This window comes from Streptomyces sp. CB02414 (genome assembly GCF_001905385.1).
GTDB lineage: Bacteria > Actinomycetota > Actinomycetes > Streptomycetales > Streptomycetaceae > Streptomyces.
Window position 1 is genome coordinate 747654 of the sequence record NZ_LIPF01000001.1, and the last position, 20382, is coordinate 768035.

Below are 20382 nucleotides of genomic sequence, written 5' to 3' on the forward strand. Positions count from 1 at the left end.
TTGTCCCTCAGCCCGCCTTCCGCGTGGACGTCGTCGACTTCCGGCTCCGGGCGCCCCCGGAACCGGCGGACGCCTTCGCCTTGGAAGCCCCGGCCGTCGTCTTCTTGGCGGCCTTCTTGGCGGGGCTGGTGGCGGAGGCGCTCTTCTTGGCGGGCCGGCGGCCGGCCGTGCTCTTGGCGGCCGGCGTGCTCTTCCTGGCGGCGCTCTTCCTCGCGGTCCCGGCGGTGCTCTTCTTCGCCGCGGTCGTCTTCGCCGTGCTCTTCTTGGCGGTACTGGCCTTCGCGGCGCTCGTCCCGGACGTACCCGACTTGGAACCCGACTTGGCGGCACCCGACTTCGTGGCGGGGCTCTTCCGGGCGGCGGCCTGCGTGCCGGCGGTCTTCTTGGCGGTACTCCGCCGTGCGGGGGTCTTCTCCTCCCCGGCGGCCCCGTCCTGGAGCGTCCGAGCGGCGTCCGCCTCCGGCGACTCCTGCGGCCGCGGCCGGGTCAGCCACGCCACCGCGCCCGCGGTGACCGCCACCGGCCACTCCACCAGTCCGGCGATGCCCAGCACCCCGGCCCCCGTGTACACGACCGCGCGCCTGCCGCGCGGCGACACCGCGCCGATCCTGTCGAGGGCACCCTCGGCGGCCCTCCCGACCGTCCCGGCGCCCGGCACCTTCCGCAGCGCCGAGGCGGCCGCGTGCAACGGCCGCGGGAGCGTCTGCGCCGACTTCTGCTCAGCCATGACTGTTCGTCCTCGCCTGTGCGTGCTGTCGAAACCCTGGAACATCACCTTCCGCACATCTCCGGGTTCCCGCACTTCGAGCGCTCATCCCGGCGAAGTCGCTCCGCGCTCCGATGGGGCCCCACAGTCACGCAGGAAGCCCCTGAGGTTTCGTTGCCGAGGTCCACCACCGAGAGATCCGGAGATGCCGCGCCCCTGCCGATGAAGTTGGTCGCGATCACGCTCGGCTGCCCCGACTTCGCGGGGTTGAACGGCGAACACGGCCTGCTCCTCGGTTTCCAGCGTGATCACCAGCCCCACGGCGACAAGGCGCGGGTCCTCACCGATCCGGTCGGGCACCCCTTCTGCATCCTGCGCTGAGCACCGTTCCTGGTCCAGACCTCTTGACGAAAGGTCTGGACCAGACCATTGTCATGCCTACGACAGAACCCTTGCGTCACGACCCACGACACCTCACCGACCCCACCGGGAGGCCCCGCATGATCCGCCGCAAGATCCGCCTGCTCGCCACCGCGCTCGCGGCCACCGTCCTGACCTCGCTCGGCGTCACCACGGCGACCGCCGCACCCGCGCCCGCCCCCGCCGCCGACACGTGCGCGGTGAAGTCGAAGCCCGCCGGAAAGGTCCTCCAGGGCTACTGGGAGAACTGGGACGGCGCCGCCAACGGCGTCCACCCGCCCTTCGGCTGGACCCCGATCACCAACCCCCAGATCGGCGCCCACGGCTACAACGTGCTGAACGCGGCCTTCCCGGTGATCCTCCCCGACGGAACGGCCCTGTGGGAGGACGGCATGGACCGGGGCGTGAAGGTCGCGACGCCCGCGGAGATGTGCGCGGCCAAGGCGTCCGGGCAGACGATCCTGCTCTCGATCGGCGGCGCGACGGCCGGCATCGACCTCAACTCGACCGCCGTCGCCGACCGTTTCGTCGAGACGATCGTCCCGATCCTGAAGAAGTACAACTTCGACGGCATCGACATAGACATCGAGACCGGCCTGACCGGCAGCGGCAACATCAGCCAACTGTCCGCCTCCCAGGCCAACCTGATCCGCATCATCGACGGCGTCCTGGCCCGTATGCCCGCCAACTTCGGCCTCACCATGGCCCCGGAGACCGCCTACGTCACCGGCGGCAGTGTGGTCTACGGCTCGATCTGGGGCGCCTACCTGCCGATCATCAAGAAGTACGCCGACAACGGCCGCCTGTGGTGGCTGAACATGCAGTACTACAACGGCAGCATGTACGGCTGTTCCGGCGACTCCTACTCCGCCGGCACGGTGCGGGGCTTCACCGCCCAGACCGACTGCCTGGACAAGGGGCTGGTCATCCAGGGCACCACCATCCGCGTCCCCTACGACAAGCAGGTCCCCGGCCTGCCCGCCCAGCCCGGCGCGGGCGGCGGCCACATGTCCCCGGCCCTGGTCGCCCAGGCCTGGAACCACTACGACGGCGCGCTCAAGGGCCTGATGACCTGGTCCCTCAACTGGGACGGCTCGAAGAACTGGACCTTCGGCGACAACGTCAAGGCCCTCCAGGGCCGCTGACGCCCCTCACCGCGCCGTGAACGCCAGCTTCGCCCCCAGCGCCACGAACGACCCCGCGAAGCTCCGCCGCAGCCACGACATCACCCTCGGCCGGGAGATGACGTGGTTGCGCACGGACGCGGCCAGCACGCCGTACCCGGCGAACACGACGAACGTCACCAGCATGAACACGCCGCCCAGCAGCAGCATCCGCGGCAGGGCGCCGGCCTGCGCCGGGTCCACGAACTGTGGCAGGAAGGCGAAGAAGAACAAGGTCAGCTTCGGGTTCAGGATGTTGATCAGCACGCCGCGCAGGATCACCCGCCGAGCCGGAACGGCCCCGTCCCTCGCCTCGTCCGCCACCACGAGCGCCTCCTTGTCCCGGAGGGTGGCCCACGCCATGTACAGCAGGTAGGCCACACCGGCGTACTTGAGGACCTGGAAGGCGGTGGCACTGGCGTGCAGCACCGCCGCGACGCCGGTGACGGTGGCCACCAGGTGCGGCACGATCCCGAGCGCGCACCCGAGGGCGGCGACGACACTCGCACGGCGCCCGCGCGAGAGGGCTGCGGCGAGGGTGTAGACGACCCCGGTGCCGGGGGTCGCGACGACCACGAGGGTGGTCAGCAGAAAGGCGATGCTCATGGCTCACCACCCTGACAACACGACGGCCCCCGACACAGGACCACTGTGGGTCCCGTATGGGGGGCCAATCACGGGCGGCCGATGACGAGGGCCGCTCCCCTTCCCGACCGAGACGCCCACCCCTCTCCCAATCGAGTCGGGTGGTGGGTGGGCGAAGGCCCGGGCGGCCAGGGGGCGGAGCCCCCTGGTACCTCAACGCAAACGGACGTTCAGCAGCCCACGAGCCGAGAAGCCAGGTACCCCTCGATCTGGTCCAGCGACACCCGCTCCTGCTTCATGGTGTCCCGCTCCCGCACGGTCACCGCGTTGTCGTCCAGCGTGTCGAAGTCCACCGTCACGCAGAACGGCGTACCGATCTCGTCCTGACGCCGGTACCGGCGCCCGATCGCCCCGGCGTCGTCGAACTCGATGTTCCAGTTCTGCCGCAGCGCCTGCGCCAGCCCCTTCGCCTTCGGCGACAGCTCCGGGTTGCGGGACAGCGGCAGCACCGCGACCTTCACCGGCGACAGGCGCGGGTCCAGCCGCAGCACGGTCCGCTTCTCCAGCTTGCCCTTGGCGTTCGGCGCCTCGTCCTCGATGTACGCGTCGAGCAGGAAGGCGAGCATCGCGCGCCCGACACCGGCCGCCGGCTCGATGACGTACGGCGTCCAGCGCTCCCCGGCCTCCTGGTCGAAGTAGGAGAGGTCCTGGCCGGAGGCCTTGGCGTGCGAGGAGAGGTCGTAGTCGGTCCGGTTGGCGACACCCTCCAGCTCGCCCCACTCGCTGCCGCCGAAGGAGAAGCGGTACTCGATGTCGGCGGTGCGCTTGGAGTAGTGGGAGAGCTTCTCCGCCGGGTGCTCGTACCAGCGCATGTTCTCCTCACGGAGACCCAGGCCCGTGTACCAGTTCCAGCGCTGCTCCATCCAGTATTCCTGCCACTTCTCGTCCTCGCCCGGCTTGACGAAGAACTCCATCTCCATCTGCTCGAACTCGCGGGTGCGGAAGATGAAGTTGCCGGGCGTGATCTCGTTGCGGAAGGACTTGCCCATCTGGGCGATGCCGAACGGCGGCTTGCGGCGCGAGGTGGTCTGCACCTGGGCGAAGTTGGTGAAGATGCCCTGCGCGGTCTCGGGCCGCAGGTAGGCGACGGAGCCGCTGTCCTGGGTGGGGCCGAGGTGGGTGGAGAGCAGGCCGGAGAACTGCTTGGGCTCGGTGAAGGTGCCCTTGTTGCCGCAGTTGGGGCAGTTGAGGTCGGCGAGGCCGTTCTCCGGGGCCTTGCCCTTCTTCTCCTCGTACGCCTCTTCCAGGTGGTCCGCGCGGAACCGCTTGTGGCAGGAGGTGCACTCGGTCAGCGGGTCCGTGAAGGTGGCGACGTGACCGGAGGCCACCCAGACCTCGGGGGCCAGGATCACGGACGAGTCGAGACCGACGACGTCCTCGCGGGAGGTGACCATGTAGCGCCACCACTGGCGCTTGAGGTTCTCCTTGAGCTCGACACCCAGCGGTCCGTAGTCCCAGGCGGCCTTCTGACCGCCGTAGATCTCACTGCACGGGAATACGAAGCCACGGCGCTTGCTCAGGCTGACGATGGTGTCGATCTTGTCGGCGGCCACGGTGCTCTCTTCATTACGACGACGGGCGACGAAGCGAGATGCTTCCAGAGAATGCTTCAGGTTACCGGCGTGGGCCGCCCCTCGGCCAAATCGGGGCTCCCTTCGACGATCTCCCGACGTACCGGCCGTTAGTTGACAACGGTTTCCATATTTGTTGAAAATGAATCCCATGAACGTACGACGACGCCACATATCCGGCATAGCAGTCACCGCGGCCGCCGCCCTCGGCCTCGGAACTCTCTCGGCCTGCTCCAGCGACAGCGCGGCGGCGGGCAACACGGACAAGTTCGACGTCGTCGCGTCGTTCTACCCGATGCAGTTCCTCGCCGAGCAGATCGGCGGGGACCACGTGAACGTCACCACCCTCACCGAACCCGGCCAGGAGCCGCACGACCTGGAGCTGAGCGCCAAGCAGACCGCCCAGATGGGCGAGGCGGACGCGGTGCTCTACCTGAAGGCCCTCCAGCCCGCCGTGGACGAGGCGATCGCCCAGTCCGACGTGAAGACCAAGATCGACGCGGCCACGCTGACGACGCTCGAGGACCACGGGAACGTCGAGCACGACCACGGCCACGACCACGGCCACGAGGGCGAGGAGCACGCGGCCGAGGAGCACTCCGAGGAGGCGCACTCCGAAGAGGAGGAGCACGCCCGCGACCCGCACATCTGGCTGGACCCGGTGAAGTACGCCGAGGTCGCCGAGGGTGTCGCCAAGGCCTTCGAGAAGGCCGACCCGGACCACGCCGCCGACTACCGCAAGAACGCGGAGACGCTGGCCAAGAAGCTGGCCGACCTGAACACCTCGTTCAAGGACGGCCTGGCGAACACCGACACCAAGGTCTTCTTCACCAACCACGCCGCCTTCGGCTACCTCGCCGAGCGCTACGGCCTGACGCAGGAGGCCATCAACGGCCTGGACCCGGAGAGCGAGCCCAGCCCCGCCCGGATCAAGGAGCTCCAGGACGAGGCCAAGGCCGACGGCGTCACCACCGTCTTCTACGAGACACTGGTGTCCGGCAAGACCGCGAAGACCCTCGCCAAGGACGCCGGCCTGAAGACCGACGTGCTCGACCCGCTGGAGGGCATCACCGACAAGTCGAAGGGCGACGACTACTTCGAGGTCATGCAGTCCAACCTCAAGGCGCTCGAGGCCGCCCTCGGCGCCAAGTGAGCGCTCCGCTGAGCGTTCCGATCGTTACGGAGGCATCGTGAGCGACGAGCCTGTCATCTCCCTGCGCGGCGTCCGCGCCGAGCTGGGCTCACGCCCCGTCCTGCGCGGCATCGACCTCACCGTGGGCCGCGGCGAGGTCGTGGCGCTGCTCGGCGCCAACGGCTCGGGCAAGTCCACCGCCGTGCGCACGGTCATCGGCCAGGTGCCGGTGACGGCCGGCGAGGTCGACCTGTTCGGCACCCCGCGGCGCCGCTTCCGCGACTGGGCGCGGGTGGGCTACGTCCCGCAGCGCACCACGGCCGCGGGCGGCGTCCCCGCCACGGTGACCGAGGTGGTCTCCTCCGGCCGGCTCGCCCGCGCCCGCTTCGGCGTGCTGCGCAAGGCCGACCGCGAGGCCGTACGCCGCGCCCTCGACCTGGTCGGCATGGCGGACCGCGCCAAGGACTCGGTGAACGCCCTCTCCGGCGGCCAGCACCAGCGGGTGCTGATCGCCCGCGCGCTCGCCGCCGAACCCGAGCTGCTGATCATGGACGAGCCGATGGCCGGCGTCGACCTGGCCAGCCAGGAGGTCCTGGCCGACACCCTGCGCGACCAGGTCGCCGCGGGCACCACCGTCCTCCTCGTCCTGCACGAGCTGGGGCCGCTGGAGCCCCTGATCGACCGGGCGGTCGTCCTCCGCGACGGCTGCGTCCTGCACGACGGCCCGCCCCCGAAGGCCGTCGGCCAGCACGCGCTGCCCGGCCACGACCACGTACACCCGCACGCACCGGCGGGCGCCGAACCGATCCGCACGGGACTGCTGAGCTGATGGAAATCCTGAACTACGCCTTCATGCAGCGGGCGCTGCTGGCGGCCGTCCTGGTCGGCATCACCGCCCCCGCCGTCGGCATCTACCTGGTCCAGCGCCGCCAGGCCCTCATGGGCGACGGCATCGGCCACGTGGCGATGACCGGCGTCGGCCTGGGCTTCCTGCTCACCTGGTCCCCGGTGTGGATGGCGACCCTGGTCTCCGTCCTCGGCGCGGTCCTCATGGAGCTGATCCGCTGGTACGGCAAGACCCGCGGCGACATCGCCCTCGCCATGCTCTTCTACGGCGGCATGGCCGGCGGCGTGATGTTCATCAACCTGGCGCCGACGGGCTCCAACGCCAACCTCACCTCGTACCTCTTCGGCTCCCTGTCGACGGTGAGCGAGTCCGACGTCACCGCGATCTGTCTGCTGGCCGCCTTCGTGGTCCTGGTCACCCTCGGCCTGCGCCGCCAGCTGTTCGCGGTCAGCCAGGACGAGGAGTTCGCCCGGGTCACCGGCCTGCCGGTGCGCGCGCTGAACCTGCTCACCGCCGTCACCGCCGCCGTGACCGTGACGGTCGCGATGCGCGTCGTCGGGCTGCTCCTGGTGTCGGCTCTGATGGTCGTCCCGGTGGCCGCCGCCCAGCAGCTCACCCGCTCCTTCGCCGCCACCTTCGCGGTCTCCGTCGCCGTCGGCGTCACCGTGACGATCAGCGGCACGGTCACGTCGTACTACCAGGACGTGCCGCCCGGCGCGACGATCGTGCTGCTCACCATCGGCGCGTTCGTCCTGCTGACCGCGCTGGCCGCACCGCTGGCGCGGCGACGCGCGCGGGCCGCCACCGCGGCGGAGCCCACCGCCGATCCGGCGGAGTGCAAGATTCCGGCCACTCGGGGGGCCGGGGACGAGATCGGCGTCTGACTGCCGGCGGGCCGGGCTGGCACAATGGCCCGGCAAGCCGCAGATGTGAGGAGGAACCCGGTGACGACCGCTGGACCGCCCGTGAAGGGCCGCGCCACCCGGCAGCGGGCCGCCGTGTCGGCGGCGCTGCAGGAGGTCGAGGAGTTCCGCAGTGCGCAAGAGCTCCACGACATGCTCAAGCACAAGGGCGACTCGGTCGGGCTCACCACGGTCTACCGCACCCTGCAGTCCCTCGCCGACGCGGGTGAGGTCGACGTCCTGCGCACCGCCGAGGGCGAGTCCGTCTACCGCCGCTGCTCCACCGACGATCATCATCACCACCTGGTCTGCCGCACCTGCGGCAAGGCCGTCGAGGTCGAGGGCCCCGCGGTGGAGAAGTGGGCGGAGGCCATCGCCGCCGAACACGGCTACGTCAACGTGGCGCACACGGTGGAGATCTTCGGCACCTGCGCGGACTGCGCGGCCGCAGAGCGGAAGGCCTAGGACGCTACCGGCACCTTCCACGGTGCCGCCAGGCTCCCCGCCGCGAGCAGCAGCACCACCGCGGCGATCACGAGCAGTGCCCGTCCGGTGCCCAGCGGCACCAGCAGCAGGGTGCCCAGCACCCCTCCCGTGAAGATCCCGGCCACGGTGGCCGTCCACCGCGCTCTGGCGAGCCGCTGCGGCCCGGACATCCCGCGCAGCACCGCGCGCGGCCGCCGCAGCACGTCGTTGACCAGCTGCGCGATCGCGGTCTGGCTCAGCAGCGTCGGCATCCCCGGCACGTGTACGCGCAGCGCGGTGGAGGCGCGCAGTCCCATGGCGAGCGCGACCGTCCCGACGACCACGAGGTCCGCCCCGCCGGCCGCCGCGGGCCCGGTGCCGTGCCGCCCGAGGGCCACCGCACCGGCCAGGACCAGCAGCAGCCCCTCACCGGCCAGCCCGGCCGCGAACCAGGCCCGCCCGCGCCCCGCGAGCCACGCCAGCAGCACTGCACCCAGCGCGGCCCCCAGGACGAACGCGCCGATGGCCGTGGCGGGCCGCGCCACCGGCACGTCCCCCTCCCCCGCGAGCGCGAACGACAGGAACAGCACGTTGCCGGTCGCCAGCGCGCAGAAGACCTTGCCCATGGTCAGGAAGCTCACGGCGTCCACGGCGCCCGCGAGCACCGTGAGCACGGTCATGACCGCCGTACGCCGGACGTCGGGCGGGGCGGCGGAGGGCTCGGACATGGCGCCAGCATGAGCAGCACGCCCGGACGGCCACCGCACCCCGCACGTGACACGCCCCCGAAACACCCGGCCGCCGCACCGGAAAGGCCCCTAGGCCTGCTTGCCCTCCATGGCGAGCAGCTCCTCGTTCGGGATGGCCCCGCCGAACCGCCGGTCCCGGGAGGCGAACTCCAGGCAGGCCCGCCACAGGTCGCGCCGGTCGAAGTCGGGCCACAGCACGTCCTGGAACACCATCTCGGCGTACGCGCTCTGCCACAGCAGGTAGTTCGACGTCCGCTGCTCCCCGCTGGGCCGCAGGAAGAGATCCACGTCCGGCATGTCCGGGTAGTACAGGTACTTCGCGAGCGTCTTCTCGTTCACCTTCGACGGGTCGAGCCGCCCGGCCCGCACGTCCTCCGCGAGCGCCTGCGCCGCGTCGGCGATCTCGGCCCGCCCGCCGTAGTTCATGCAGAAGTACAGCGTGAGCCGGTCGTTCTCCTCGGTCTGCTCCTGCGCGACCTGCAGCTCCTTGGCCACCGACTTCCACAGCTTGGGCATCCGCCCTACCCAGCGCACGCGGATGCCCAGCTCGTCGAGCTGGTCCCGGGACTTACGGATGAAGTCCCGGTTGAAGTTCATCAGGAAGCGCACCTCGTCCGGCGACCGCTTCCAGTTCTCGGTGGAGAAGGCGTACAGCGAGATGTTCTTCACGCCCATCTCGATGCCGCCCTGGAGCACGTCCAGCACCCGCTCGGCGCCGACCTTGTGCCCCTCGGTGCGCGGCAGCCCGCGCTCCTTGGCCCAGCGCCCGTTGCCGTCCATGACGATCGCCACGTGCTCGGGGACCAGCTCGCCGAGTTTCGGAGGCCGCGCGCCGGACGGGTGCGGCTCCGGCGTCCTGTACTCCCGGCGCTGCCGCCCCAGGATCCCGCGTACGGCCATCTCAGTTCTCTCCTACTTCTACTTCTCGACGTACCGCAGGGAACGCAGTCCCCGCTCCAGGTGCCAGTGCAGGTAGGCGGAGACCAGTCCGCTCCCCTCCCGGACGTAGCGCGGCTCGGCCGCGTCCGCCGTGCCCCAGTCTCCCGCAAGCAGCGCGCCGAGCAGTTCCAGGGCTTGCGGCGAGGGTACGACGCTGCCGGGCACCCGGCAGTCGGCGCAGACCGAACCGCCCGATCCGACCGAGAAGAACCGGTTCGGACCGGGCAGACCGCACTTCGCACAGTCCCCGAAGGTCGGCGCGTAGCCGTTCACCGCCAGCGAGCGCAGCAGGAACGCGTCGAGCACCAGGTTCGGCGCGTGCTCGCCCCGGGCGAGGGTCCGCAGCCCGCCGACCAGCAGCAGGTACTGCTGCACCGCCGGCTCGCCCTCGTGGTCGGTGAACCGCTCGGCCGTCTCCAGCATGGCCGTCCCGGCGGTGTACCGCGCGTAGTCGCTCACGATCCCGCCGCCGTACGGCGCGATGGTCTCGCTCTGCGTGCACAGCGGCAGCCCGCGCCCGACCAGCTCGCTGCCCTTCGAGAAGAACTGCACGTCCACGTGCGAGAACGGTTCCAGCCGCGCCCCGAACTTCGACTTCGTCCGCCGCACCCCGCGCGCCACGGCGCGTACACGTCCGTGACCGCGCGTGAGCAGCGTGATGATCCGGTCCGCCTCACCCAGCTTCTGGGTGCGCAGCACGATGCCGTCGTCGCGGAACAGACTCATGCCGACCATTCTCGCCCATGCGTCAGGGCACCTCGCCCCGGCTTCTGGCGTTCGTGTACGCCGTCGCCGCGCTGAGGCGCTCCGCCGGGGTGGCGTGGCGTACGTCACCCGGCTCGGCGTCCCACTCCCGCCCGCCGCCGTACGGCCGCATCTGCACGTACGGTCCTTCGTGGCCCATGACGAGGCCGACGCGTCCGGTGCGGGTGTCGATGGCGTAGGCCCCGACGGGCGGGTGCGGGTACGGGTGTGTCATCGCAGCACCGCCGCGAGGCGCTGCGCGGTCTCGACGGAACACCGCCCCAATTCGACGAGTGGACACGGAGCCTCCCGCGCAAGACTCACCGGGTCCAGCCCGAGGGAGGGAAGAGTAATTCCGGCCTTCGCGAGCGCCGCGCGCAATTCTTTCACCGTGTCCTCCGCTTCTTCGACGCAGAGCGCCGAGTGTGGTGCCTTCACCGTGTTCCCCTTGCCTTTACGGTTTCACTCTTCGTGTCCCCAGAATGCCCTGTCGTGACTACACTCGGTCGGAGTCTCTGCACTACAAGTGCGGGTCAGCGCCAGGGGGTTGGTTATGGCCAATGGTTCACGGCAGGCGGCGTGGGAGTTCTTCGGGACGGAACTGAAACGCCGGCGCGAGGACGCGGGAATCACGCAAGTCGAGCTTGGGGCGCGGGTTTTCGTGTCCGGTGGGTACATCGGTCAGTTCGAACAGGCAATTCGCAAGCCGCAGCTGGATGTGGCCCAGCGGATTGACGAGGCGCTGCAAACCGACGGTATTTTCGAGCGGCTGTGCCGCAAGCTGATTGATGATCCGAGGTATGCGGATTACTTCGCCCACGTGGTGGAGTTGGAGCGACTGGCCACACGGATCTGTGAGTTCGCGCCGACGGTTGTGCCGGGCCTGCTCCAGACGCAGGAGTACGCACGCGCGGTCACCATCGCCGCCAACCCGTTCAAGTCCGACGCCTACGTCGACGAGATCGTCAGCGCCCGCCTGGAGCGGTCGCTGATCCTCGACGACGCTACACGGCCCGAGTATTGGGTGGCCCTGCACGAGACCGTGCTGCGCATGCCGGTGGGTGGCCCGCAGGTGATGGCGGCGCAACTGGAGCACATCGCGCGGCTGATGCGGGAGCGCACGGCGGTGGTGACGGTGCTCCCGTACGAGGCGGGTGCGCACGCGGCCATGACCGGAGATTTGAGGCTCATGGAGTTCGAGGATGCGCCCCCGGTCGCCTATACAGAGACATCGTTTTCGGGAACGCTGGTGGACGTCCCGGCCGTGGTGAAGCGGGCGCAGCGCGCATACGATCTGCTCAGGGTCGCCGCGCTGTCGCCGGAGGCGACCCTGGCCCTGATCGAGTCGGCGGCGGAGGACTTCAGACGATGCGCGAGTACGACCTGACCAATGCCCGCTGGACCAAGAGCACCTACAGCAACGGCGAGGGCGGCAACTGCGTCGAGGTCGCCGACGGAGTCCCCGGCGTCGTCCCCATCCGGGACAGCAAGGTGACCGGCGGCCCGGTGGTCGTCGTAGGGTCGGTGGCCTGGACGGAGTTCGTTCGCACCGTCGGCCGGCACTAACTCAAGGGGGCACCCATGTCGTACCCGGAGCCGCGCTACCTCGGCGAGAAGGGCGAGATCAACGCCGTGTTCAGGGCGGCCGACACCCCGCCCGACATCGTGGCCCCCAACGGCACGACCACCCACTACCTCGCGAGCCACGCCTCCACCGGAGGTGAGTTCGGGCTGTACAAGGTGGACATGGGCCCCAAGGCGCCCGGCGCCAAGACGCACTTCCACCGGAGCATCTCCGAGTCCTTCTACGTCCTGTCCGGCGAGGTGGAGCTCTACAACGGCGAGCGCTGGGTCACCGGACGGCAGGGAGACTTCCTGTACGTCCCGGTCGGCGGACTGCACGCCTTCAAGAACGACAGCGACGACCCCGTCTCGATGTTGATGCTCTTCTCGCCGGGCGCCCCGCGCGAGGAGTACTTCGAGCGCGTCGCCGAGTTCGCGCAGCGCGGCGGCGAGGAGCTGCGGGAGTTCCAGGTGAAGCACGACAGCTTCTTCGTCTGACGGGTTCGGGGTGGACCCTGACTCGAAGGACTGGGGTAACCCCCCGCACTTTTCCGGGAGTTCCCCGGATGGGGAGGGCGCCGGACATCCGCGAGGCTCGTCGCATGACGCAACGCACGCGACTCCTCCGCAACGCCGCCGTCGTCGGCGTGTCCACCGCCCTCCTCGGCATCACCGCACCCGCCGCGACCGCCGCCCCGGCCGAGCCCCTCGCCTGGGCGGACTGCGAGGGCGCCACCGTCGACCCCCGTCAGCAGTGCGCCACCCTTCAGGTCCCCACGGACTACGCCGATCCCGACAGCCCGCTCATCGACATCGCCGTCTCCCGCATCCCCGCCGAGGATCCGGCCGCCCGGCGCGGGGCCCTGTTCCTCATCGCGGGCGGACCGGGCGGCTCCAGCCTCAACGATCCGTCGGGCAAGGGACAGAAGCTGCCGCAGCGGGTCCGCGACACCCACGACCTCATCGGTTCCGCGCCGCGCGGGCTCGCCCCCTCCACCCCCGTCACCTGCGGGCTGAAGTACGGCGACCTCGCCACCTCCAAGCTCCGCCCCTGGCCCGCCCCCGACGGCTCCGTGGACGGGAACATGGCCACCGCCCGCCGCATGGCCGACGCCTGCGCACGCAACGGCGGTGAGCTGATCAAGCACCTCAGCACCGCCAACGAGGCCCGCGACATCGACCGCATCCGGGCCGCGCTCGGCGAGCGGAAGATCTCCGCGTGGGGAGTGTCGTACGGGACGTACGTCGGCGCGGTCTACTCGCAGCTCTTCGGGCACCGCACCGACCGGATCGTGCTGGACAGCGTCGACAACCCCGACCCCGCTCGCGTCAACCGCGCCTGGCTGGCCGCACACGAACAGGGGGTCGAGGACACGTTCCCGCACTTCGCCGCCTGGGCGTCGCAGCCCGGCAACCCGGACCGCCTGGCGCGCCGGGCCGCCGACGTACGGCCGCTGTTCCTGCGGCTCGCCGCCAGGCTCGACCGGGACCCCATCCCGTGGCCCGGGGCCAATCCCGAGGAGCTGAACGGCAACGTGCTGCGCCAGACCATGCTGGAGAGCTTCGCCTCCCCCAGCCGTTATCCGACGCTCGCCAGGCTGATGCGGGCCGCGGCGCAGGGCACCGTGCCGCCCGCGCCCCAGGCACCGCCCGAGGCCGTGCTGCAGAACGTGACCGCCGTGGGCGCCGGGACGCTCTGCAACGACGTGGCGTGGCCCGCTTCCCAGGCCGTGTACGAGAAGGGCGTCGCCGAGAGCCGCGCCGAGTACCCGCTCACCGCCGGCATGCCCCGCAACGCGATGCTCTGCGCCGCCTGGCCGTACCCGCCGCGCGAGGCGCCGGTACGGATCACCGACCGAGGGCCGTCCAACATCCTGCTCGTGCAGAACGCACGGGACGTCAACACGCCGCTCGCCGGCGCCCTGAAGATGCGGGAGGCACTCGGGCGGCGGGCGGTCATGGTCACCGTGGACTCCACCGGCCACGACGCCTACCTCGCCAACGGCAACGCGTGCGGCGACCGCGTCGTCTCCCGCTTCCTGGCGACCGGGGACCGGCCCGGCTCGGACGTCTACTGCCGCTGACCGGTGCCGGGTGTCACCAGGCCCGACTCGTAGGCCACGATGACCAGTTGGGCCCGGTCCCGGGTGCCCAGTTTCCCCATGATGCGGCTGACGTGGGTCTTCGCGGTGAGGGGGCTCAGGCCCAGGGATTCGGCGATCTCCGTGTTGTTGAGGCCCCGCGCGACCAGGGTGAGGACCTGCCGTTCGCGGTCCGACAGGCAGCCGGGGCCGTCACCGCCCGCCATCGGCATCGCGGGGCTGCGCAGGAAGCGTTCGATGAGGCGGGCCGTCGGGCCGGGTGACAGGAGCGCGTCGCCCGCCGTCACCGTGCGGATGGCGTCGAGGAGGTCGGCGGGCCTCGTGTCCTTGACCAGGAAGCCGGAGGCGCCCGCGCGCAGGGCGTCCACGATGTTCTCGTCCGTGTCGTAGGTGGTGAGGACGAGTACCTTCACGCCCGCCAGGTCCTCGTCGGCGGCGATGAGGCGGGTCGCCTCGATGCCGTCCAGGTCGGGCATGCGGATGTCCATGACGATCAGGTCGGCGCGTTCGCTGCGGGCCAGTTCGACGGCCTGGCGGCCGGTGCCCACCTCGCCGACGACCTCCATGTCGGGGGCCGAGGCGACGAGCAGGGCGAACGCGGCGCGGACGAGGTTCTGGTCGTCCGCGAGCAGTACGCGTATGGTCATCCGGCTCTCTCCGCGGTGATCGTCGTCGTGGTGGTCGTCGGCAGAGACTGGGCGGGCGCCGGCAGTACGGCCGTCACCTCGAAGCCGGTGCCCCCGCTCCGCGGTCCTGCGTCGAGTGTGCCGCCGACGCTGCGGGCCCGCTCGCGCATCCCGACCAGGCCGAAGCCCGGGTTGCCGGCCGGGTCGGGGCCGGTGCCGTCGTCGGTGACGGACAGGCGCAGGGCGCCCCGCTCGGCGCACACCTCGACGTGGACGGACGGTTCGGGTCCCGCGTGGCGTACGGCGTTGGTCAGCGCCTCCTGCACGATGCGGTAGGCGGCGGCGCCGACCGCCGGCGGTACGTCGTCCGCCCGTACCGACAGGTGCACGCTCGCTCCGGCCAGGCGCGCCGCCTCCGCCAGGTCGGGCAGGCCGTGCAGGTCCGGCAGCGCGCCGCGGGCGTCGGGCGCGTCCTGGGCGCGCAGGACCTCCAGGGTGGTGCGCAGTTCGCCGCGCGCCGACCGGCAGGTCTCCGCGATGTCGTCGAGGGCCTTGGCGACGGCGGCGCGGTCCAGGCGCTGGGGGTCGGCGGTCAGGACGTGGGCGGCGACGGAGGTCTGCACGCCGATCAGGGTGATGCTGTGCGCGAGCAGGTCGTGCAGGTCCCGGGCGACCCGCAGGCGTTCCTCGGCGACGCGGCGCCGGGCCTCCTCCTCGCGGGTGCGTTCGGCGCGTTCGGCGCGTTCGACGATGGAGGCGACGTACTGGCGGTAGTAGCGGACGTCGATGCCGCAGAACAGGACGGCGACGACCCAGCCGGTGATCCGGAGCAGCTCGATCATGCCCTCGGGGTTGGTGAGGGCGTTCATGACCAGCCCGAGGCCGATGACGGTGCCGCCGGTGGCCAGGGTGCGGCGCACGGTGCCGGTCGTGGCGATGGTGTAGAGCGCCACCATGGTCGCGGGGACGGGCGCGGAGTGGTTGTGGTCGAGGGCGTGGAAGGCGGCGATCGGGGCGGCCACCAGGCAGAAGTTCAGCATGGGGCGGCGCCTGCGCCGTGCCAGCGGCGCGTGGCCGGCGAGCAGGAGGGCCCAGCCCAGCGCGTCGGGACGGCGGCCGTCGTCGGTGAACAGGGCGATGCAGGCCGCCGCGGTGAACAGGACCGCGGCGAGGACGGTGTCGTTGCGGTCGGCGTGCGGGGCGGTCGACGGGTCGCGGTTGATCGCGGTCATGATCCGCTCGCCGACGCGGGGCCGGGACGGCGGTGGCGGGGTGGTGGGGGTGGTTGCCTGCACCCGCCCATCCTGCGCGAGGAGTGCGCCCCTCCGGGAGGGGAGGGGCGCACTCCGGTCGTGGGGTGGCGGTTCAGACACCGACGGGCTCCCGTTCGCCGGCCGGCGCCGGCTCCTCGGGTGCCCGGGAGAGGCGGCCCGGCCACCACACCCGGCGGTCCAGGGCGACGCTCGCGCTGGTGACCAGGTAGGTGCGGACGAGGAAGGTGTCGAGGAGGACGCCGACGGCGATGACGAAGCCCAGCTCGACGAGTTGCACCATCGGCATGCTGGTGAGCACCGCGAAGGTGGCCGCCAGCACCAGCCCGGCGGAGGCGATGACGCCGCCCGTGGTGCGCAGCGCGGTGAGGGCGGCCCGCGTCGGTGCGGCGCCGTGCAGGGACTCCTCGCGCATGCGGTGCATCAGGAAGATGCCGTAGTCGACGCCCAGGGCCACCAGGAAGACGAAGGACAGCAGGCCGAGGCCCGGGTCGGTGCCCTCGAAGCCGAAGAGCGGTTCGAAGACCAGGCCGCCGATGCCGAGGGCCGCGCCCCACACGGCGACCACGGCGGAGACCAGGATCAGCGGGGCGACCAGGGAGCGGAGCAGGACGACGAGGATCAGCAGGACCGACAGCAGCACGAGCGGGACGACGATGACGGTGTCCCGGGCGTTGGTGTCCTTCAGGTCGATCTGCTGGGCGCTGGGGCCGCCGACGTAGGAGCCGTCGAGCCGGTCGCGCAGGTCCTCGATGGTGGCGGTCTCGGCGGCCGACTGGGGCGGGGCGGAGGCCAGGACGGTCAGCTCCGTCCAGCCGTCGCCGCTGCGGCCGGCCTCGGCGCTCACCACCCCCTGTGTGTCGCGGGCCTCGGCGAGGGCGGCGTCGGCGCCGTCGGTGGGGGCGATGACGGTGATGGGCTGGGTGCCGCGCTCCGGGTAGGCGGTGGCGAGGGTCTCCATGGCGGCGATCGCCTCGGGCTTGGAGGTGAAGGAGTCCTCCTGCTTGAGGGAGCCGGGCAGGTTGAGGGAGCCGAGGGCGAGTGCGCCGAGCAGGAGGGCGCCGCCCACCAGGACCGCGCGGGGGCGGCGTTCGGCGGATCCGCCCATCGCCGTGAAGAGCGACTTGCGGGCCTTGGGCGTGCTGCCGTACCGGGGCACGAGGGGCCAGAAGACGCGGCGGCCCAGCAGGACCAGGATCGCGGGGAGCAGGGTGAGCATGGCGGCCAGCGCGCACAGTACGCCGACGGTGCCGAGGGGGCCCATGCCCCGGCTGGAGTTGAGGTCGGCGGCGAGCAGGCAGAGCAGGCCCGCGGCGACGGTGCCGGAGGAGGCGAGGACGGCGGGGCCGCAGCCGCGCAGGGCGGCGAGCATGGCGTCGTACGGCCGCTCGATGCGGCGCAGTTCCTCGCGGTAGCGGGAGACCAGCAGCAGCGCGTAGTCGGTGCCGACGCCGAAGACCAGGATGGTCATGATGCCGGAGCTCTGGCCGGAGACCGACGTGCCGAACCACTGGTTGAGGCCGTAGGCGACACCCATGGAGAGGTAGTCGGCGATACCGGCGACGGCGAGCGGGACCAGCCACAGGAAGGGGCTGCGGTAGATGAGGATGAGGAGGAGGGCGACGACGGCGGCGGTGGTGTAGAGGAGCGGGCCGTCGAGGGAGTTGTAGACCTCGGAGGCGTCGGTGGCGAGGGCGCCCGCGCCGCCGACCTCGGCGCTCAGTCCGTCGCCGCCCTCGGCGATCGCCCGCACGTCGTTGACGAGTGCGTCGCGGACCTCCTCGTCCTGGCCGGGTTCGGTGCTGGCGACCGGGTACATGAGGGTGGTGCCGTCCTCGGACGGGATGCCGGCCGGGCGGTCGGTGAGCGGGTGCGCGGACGCGATCTCGGCGATCTGGCCGGCGGCGGTGGCCTTGTCGGCGGCGGTCAGGCCGGTGTCGCGGTGGTAGACCACGACCATCTCGGTGGCCTCGCCGCCGGGCAGCCGGTCCTGGATCTTCGCCACCTGGGTCGAGTCGGCACTCGCCGGCAGGTAGTCGACGGCACGGTCGCGCTGCACGTCGGACAGTTGCGACGCGAACGGCGAGGCGATCGCCAGTACGGCGATCCACAGGCCGAGCACCAGCCAGGGCACGGCCCGGCGCCGCCCGCCGCGCCTCCCCGCGTCTGTCCCCCCGTGTGTCCTTGCTGGCCCCATGGGACGGTCTCCTCCGGTCGGATGTCTGGTTCGGTGTCTCCAGACTTCCGGCGGCGGGGCGCCGTCGCGTCGGGCCCGAGGGCGAGTCGGCGGCTACTGCCCCGGGTGACAGGCGGGGGCCCTTACTCCCCGGGGAGTAGCCGGGCGGCCGGTCAGGCCCGGTCGACCATCCAGTTGCCGTCCTCCTCGGCGTCCACCCGCACCTCCAGCTCGCGCAGGCCCATGCCCGCGTCCCAGAGTTCCCGGAAGCGTTTGAGCCGGTCCCGTACGTACTCCTGGCGGGCGGTGAGCCGGGTGCGGACGTTGACGTCGCGCAGGTCCTGCTCGATCTCGAAGGACACCTCCTCGTCGTAGAGGATGAAGTCGTTGGTGGTGCCGCGCTGGAGGTGCGGGGGCAGTTCGGGCAGGACGGCGGCGCGTACGTCGATGCGGCGCAGTTCCTGCTCCTCGCACAGGCGCAGCAGCCGGTCGTCGAGTTCCCGGGCGCTCTCCAGGAGGAACAGGCGGCGTACGGTCACGCCCTGTTCGTCGATCGCGGCCTGCTGGGCGTCGAGGTAGCGGCCGGCCGGTTCGCTGTTCCAGAACAGCCGGTCGACGGACGTGCTGGTGGCGCAGATCGAGTGCTCGGCGGCGCGGGTGAGGGTGAGCATCCAGTCGTGGTTCTCGCCGGGGCACTCGGCGCTGAGGTTGGTGAGGTCCGCCATGTGGCCGACGACCCGCGCCATCTCCATGTGGACGAAGGTGTGCAGGATGGACGGTTCCGGCAGCAGGACGTCGGCGAAGCCCTTGGCCAGGTCGGGCACGCTGTCGATGCGGACCGGGTCCAGGCGGCGGGGCTCGGCGGGCGCCGGTCCGTGGTCGACCTGGGTGACGTGGGTCTCGACGAGTTGCTTCACGTCCTCGGTGTGCCGGGTCAGGCCGGTCTTCAGTTCGTCGTCGTAGCGGGTCAGGCCCTCCCGTACGGCGGCGGTGTTCTCGGCGAGGGCGCCCTCCACCCGCCTGGTGTGTTCCTCCAGGCGTGCGTGTCCGGGGCGCGGGGCCAGGCCGGTGACGTACTGGACGAGCAGTGCCGCGCCCGCGCAGAGGACGGCGGCCGCGAACTGCCGCAGGGTGCCGTCGTCCGGGCTCAGCAGGGCCGTGACGCTCCAGAAGAGGCCGCCGACGACCAGGGCGGTCAGCAGCATGCGCGCCCAGGGGGACTCGCCCCTCAGGCCGGGCGGTCGGTTCGTGTCGTTGTCGTCGGGTCGGGGTGACTGTGCCGTGCTCATCTCGCTTCTCCCCCCGTTGGGATACGCGTCGGGTCGGGATGGACCGGGTGGCCCGGGTGCGGGGATGTGCGTGGGAGGCGCCGGCGGCCGGTCAGGTGACCGCTTCCACCTCCCGGTGCGGTGCGGGAATGGCGTGCAGGGTGAGCTGGTCGCGGATGCGCTGGACCAGCGTGCGCCACTGCCGGGTGAAGCCGGGGCGTTCCTCCAGCGGGTCCCACAGCGGGGCCAGTTCGGCGGAGACCCTGGCGCGCGGCATCCACAGGTGCAGCAGGTGGTCCACGGCCGGGCCCAGGGTGCGGACGACCGAGGTGGTGTCCCGGGCGGTGCCGGTGCCCAGGCGGACGCCGTCGAGCATGCGGACCACGGTGGTGAGCAGCCAGTCGTGCAGGGCGAGGTCCTCGCAGAGCGCGGCGAGGTCGGCGGCGGGGGTGTCCTCGGGGGCGCGGAGGCGGACGGCGCGCACTTCGTCCTCGGCGAGGGTGAAGCGTTCGAGGGCGGGGCCCTCGCCGGGGTGCGCGGGCAGGGCGGCCCAGCGCAGGCGGGTGGGGCGGGAGCGGAAGGGCGGGCTCTGGTCGAGCAGGGGGTGGCGCAGGAGGCGGGTGAGCAGGCCGTCGGCGATCAGTCCGGCGTCGAGGTCGCCGTGGCGCGGCCCGTCGAGCACGCCCCGCGCGACCGCCTCGTGGGGGAGCTTGCCGAGCGGTTCGACGACTGACGGGCGCACCAGGTACTCGCCCCAGGGGCGCCGCTGGTCGGGGCCGGCGGCGGGCAGCCGGAAGCGGGCGGAGGTCTGCAGGACGCGGCCCTCGGTGAGCGCGGCGCGGGCGGCGACGGTGCCGACGGCGCGGACGCGGGCGCCGTTGGCGCTGGGCAGCGGGCAGTCGACGCCGGTGAGGGTGTCGGGGGAACGCGCGTAGAGGCCGGGGCGCTCGGAGGTCAGGACGCGTTCGTCGGCGCGCAGGGCCAGGAGCTGGGCGGCGGCCCGGACGTCGAGGGCCTGCCGGGCGGGCAGCAGGCAGGTGCGGATCTCGCCGCAGGCGAGTACGGCGCGCGGGGTGCTCTGCCGCGGCGCCAT

General features: G+C 71.6%; 23 protein-coding genes. 10 read left to right on the forward strand and 13 right to left on the reverse strand.

Going from position 1 to position 20382, the window contains the following annotated elements; genetic code table 11:
- Positions 1 to 7: 7 nt before the first annotated feature.
- Positions 8 to 727: a hypothetical protein gene (locus tag AMK11_RS38345; RefSeq protein WP_241846883.1), complete on the reverse strand. Its 720-nt coding sequence runs from the start codon at positions 725 to 727 to the stop codon at positions 8 to 10.
- 201 nt (positions 728 to 928) lie between these two features.
- Here AMK11_RS38345 and AMK11_RS37910 point away from each other — a divergent pair, with 201 nt between their 5' ends.
- Complete coding sequence (locus tag AMK11_RS37910) at positions 929 to 1087, forward strand: hypothetical protein (protein WP_158070966.1); 159 nt, start codon at positions 929 to 931, stop codon at positions 1085 to 1087.
- 119 nt (positions 1088 to 1206) lie between these two features.
- The gene (locus AMK11_RS03445) at positions 1207 to 2271 is read left to right on the forward strand and encodes a chitinase (protein ID WP_073722879.1); all 1065 of its coding nucleotides are present in this window, start codon (positions 1207 to 1209) and stop codon (positions 2269 to 2271) included.
- 6 nt (positions 2272 to 2277) lie between these two features.
- On the opposite strand, the gene AMK11_RS03450 is transcribed toward AMK11_RS03445, so the two are convergent.
- Positions 2278 to 2895, reverse strand: a complete 618-nt coding sequence (locus AMK11_RS03450) for a LysE family translocator (RefSeq protein WP_073722881.1) — start codon at positions 2893 to 2895, stop codon at positions 2278 to 2280.
- Positions 2896 to 3104: 209 nt separating this feature from the next.
- A complete protein-coding gene (locus AMK11_RS03455; protein WP_073722883.1) occupies positions 3105 to 4487 on the reverse strand; it encodes a glycine--tRNA ligase in 1383 nt (460 codons plus the stop codon).
- A 169-nt stretch (positions 4488 to 4656) separates the two neighbouring features.
- On the opposite strand from AMK11_RS03455, the gene AMK11_RS03460 reads away from it, so the two are divergent.
- From AMK11_RS03460 to AMK11_RS03475, 4 genes are read left to right on the forward strand one after another with little or no spacing between them, the layout of a single operon-like run.
- A complete protein-coding gene (locus tag AMK11_RS03460) occupies positions 4657 to 5658 on the forward strand; it encodes a zinc ABC transporter substrate-binding protein (protein ID WP_073722885.1) in 1002 nt (333 codons plus the stop codon).
- A gap of 37 nt (positions 5659 to 5695) precedes the next feature.
- On the forward strand, positions 5696 to 6466 hold the full coding sequence (locus AMK11_RS03465; protein WP_073722887.1) for a metal ABC transporter ATP-binding protein: 771 nt from the start codon (positions 5696 to 5698) through the stop codon (positions 6464 to 6466).
- Positions 6466 to 7368 carry a metal ABC transporter permease gene (locus AMK11_RS03470; protein ID WP_073722889.1) on the forward strand — a complete coding sequence of 301 codons (903 nt, stop codon included), beginning with the start codon at positions 6466 to 6468 and terminating at the stop codon, positions 7366 to 7368. The genes AMK11_RS03465 and AMK11_RS03470 overlap by 1 nt, the downstream gene beginning before the upstream one ends.
- 60 nt (positions 7369 to 7428) lie before the next feature.
- Positions 7429 to 7851 (forward strand): Fur family transcriptional regulator, encoded by a 423-nt coding sequence (locus AMK11_RS03475; protein WP_073722891.1) that lies wholly within the window; start codon positions 7429 to 7431, stop codon positions 7849 to 7851.
- Here AMK11_RS03475 and AMK11_RS03480 read toward each other — a convergent pair.
- The 5 genes from AMK11_RS03480 to AMK11_RS38350 form a co-directional block, all read right to left on the reverse strand.
- Positions 7848 to 8579, reverse strand: coding sequence for a YoaK family protein (locus AMK11_RS03480; protein WP_073722893.1), 732 nt, complete (start codon positions 8577 to 8579; stop codon positions 7848 to 7850). The genes AMK11_RS03475 and AMK11_RS03480 overlap by 4 nt on opposite strands.
- A gap of 90 nt (positions 8580 to 8669) precedes the next feature.
- Positions 8670 to 9500 carry an isoprenyl transferase gene (locus AMK11_RS03485; RefSeq protein ID WP_073722895.1) on the reverse strand — a complete coding sequence of 277 codons (831 nt, stop codon included), beginning with the start codon at positions 9498 to 9500 and terminating at the stop codon, positions 8670 to 8672.
- 18 nt (positions 9501 to 9518) lie between these two features.
- A complete protein-coding gene (recO, locus tag AMK11_RS03490; RefSeq protein WP_073723916.1) occupies positions 9519 to 10265 on the reverse strand; it encodes a DNA repair protein RecO in 747 nt (248 codons plus the stop codon).
- Positions 10266 to 10287: 22 nt separating this feature from the next.
- Positions 10288 to 10518: a hypothetical protein gene (locus AMK11_RS03495; protein ID WP_073722897.1), complete on the reverse strand. Its 231-nt coding sequence runs from the start codon at positions 10516 to 10518 to the stop codon at positions 10288 to 10290.
- Complete coding sequence (locus AMK11_RS38350) at positions 10515 to 10721, reverse strand: hypothetical protein (RefSeq protein WP_073722899.1); 207 nt, start codon at positions 10719 to 10721, stop codon at positions 10515 to 10517. The genes AMK11_RS03495 and AMK11_RS38350 overlap by 4 nt, the downstream gene beginning before the upstream one ends.
- A 115-nt stretch (positions 10722 to 10836) precedes the next feature.
- On the opposite strand from AMK11_RS38350, the gene AMK11_RS03505 reads away from it, so the two are divergent.
- From AMK11_RS03505 to AMK11_RS03520, 4 genes are all read left to right on the forward strand, one after another.
- Positions 10837 to 11670 carry a helix-turn-helix domain-containing protein gene (locus AMK11_RS03505; RefSeq protein WP_073723918.1) on the forward strand — a complete coding sequence of 278 codons (834 nt, stop codon included), beginning with the start codon at positions 10837 to 10839 and terminating at the stop codon, positions 11668 to 11670.
- The gene (locus AMK11_RS03510) at positions 11652 to 11849 is read left to right on the forward strand and encodes a DUF397 domain-containing protein (RefSeq protein ID WP_073722901.1); all 198 of its coding nucleotides are present in this window, start codon (positions 11652 to 11654) and stop codon (positions 11847 to 11849) included. Before AMK11_RS03505 ends, AMK11_RS03510 begins: the two co-directional genes overlap by 19 nt.
- A gap of 15 nt (positions 11850 to 11864) precedes the next feature.
- Entirely contained in the window at positions 11865 to 12344 is a 480-nt protein-coding gene (locus AMK11_RS03515; RefSeq protein WP_073722903.1) for a cupin domain-containing protein, read from the forward strand.
- Positions 12345 to 12448: 104 nt separating this feature from the next.
- A complete protein-coding gene (locus AMK11_RS03520; RefSeq protein WP_073722905.1) occupies positions 12449 to 13930 on the forward strand; it encodes an alpha/beta hydrolase in 1482 nt (493 codons plus the stop codon).
- On the opposite strand, the gene AMK11_RS03525 is transcribed toward AMK11_RS03520, so the two are convergent.
- The 5 genes from AMK11_RS03525 to AMK11_RS03545 form a co-directional block, all read right to left on the reverse strand.
- On the reverse strand, positions 13918 to 14595 hold the full coding sequence (locus AMK11_RS03525) for a response regulator transcription factor (RefSeq protein WP_073722907.1): 678 nt from the start codon (positions 14593 to 14595) through the stop codon (positions 13918 to 13920). The genes AMK11_RS03520 and AMK11_RS03525 overlap by 13 nt on opposite strands.
- A complete protein-coding gene (locus AMK11_RS03530) occupies positions 14592 to 15869 on the reverse strand; it encodes a sensor histidine kinase (RefSeq protein ID WP_073722909.1) in 1278 nt (425 codons plus the stop codon). The genes AMK11_RS03525 and AMK11_RS03530 overlap by 4 nt, the downstream gene beginning before the upstream one ends.
- Positions 15870 to 15939: 70 nt before the next feature.
- Positions 15940 to 18042, reverse strand: a complete 2103-nt coding sequence (locus AMK11_RS03535) for an MMPL family transporter (protein ID WP_079187186.1) — start codon at positions 18040 to 18042, stop codon at positions 15940 to 15942.
- Between the two features lie 152 nt (positions 18043 to 18194).
- Positions 18195 to 19310 carry a hypothetical protein gene (locus AMK11_RS03540; protein ID WP_073722913.1) on the reverse strand — a complete coding sequence of 372 codons (1116 nt, stop codon included), beginning with the start codon at positions 19308 to 19310 and terminating at the stop codon, positions 18195 to 18197.
- A gap of 91 nt (positions 19311 to 19401) precedes the next feature.
- Complete coding sequence (locus AMK11_RS03545; RefSeq protein ID WP_073722915.1) at positions 19402 to 20382, reverse strand: SCO2521 family protein; 981 nt, start codon at positions 20380 to 20382, stop codon at positions 19402 to 19404.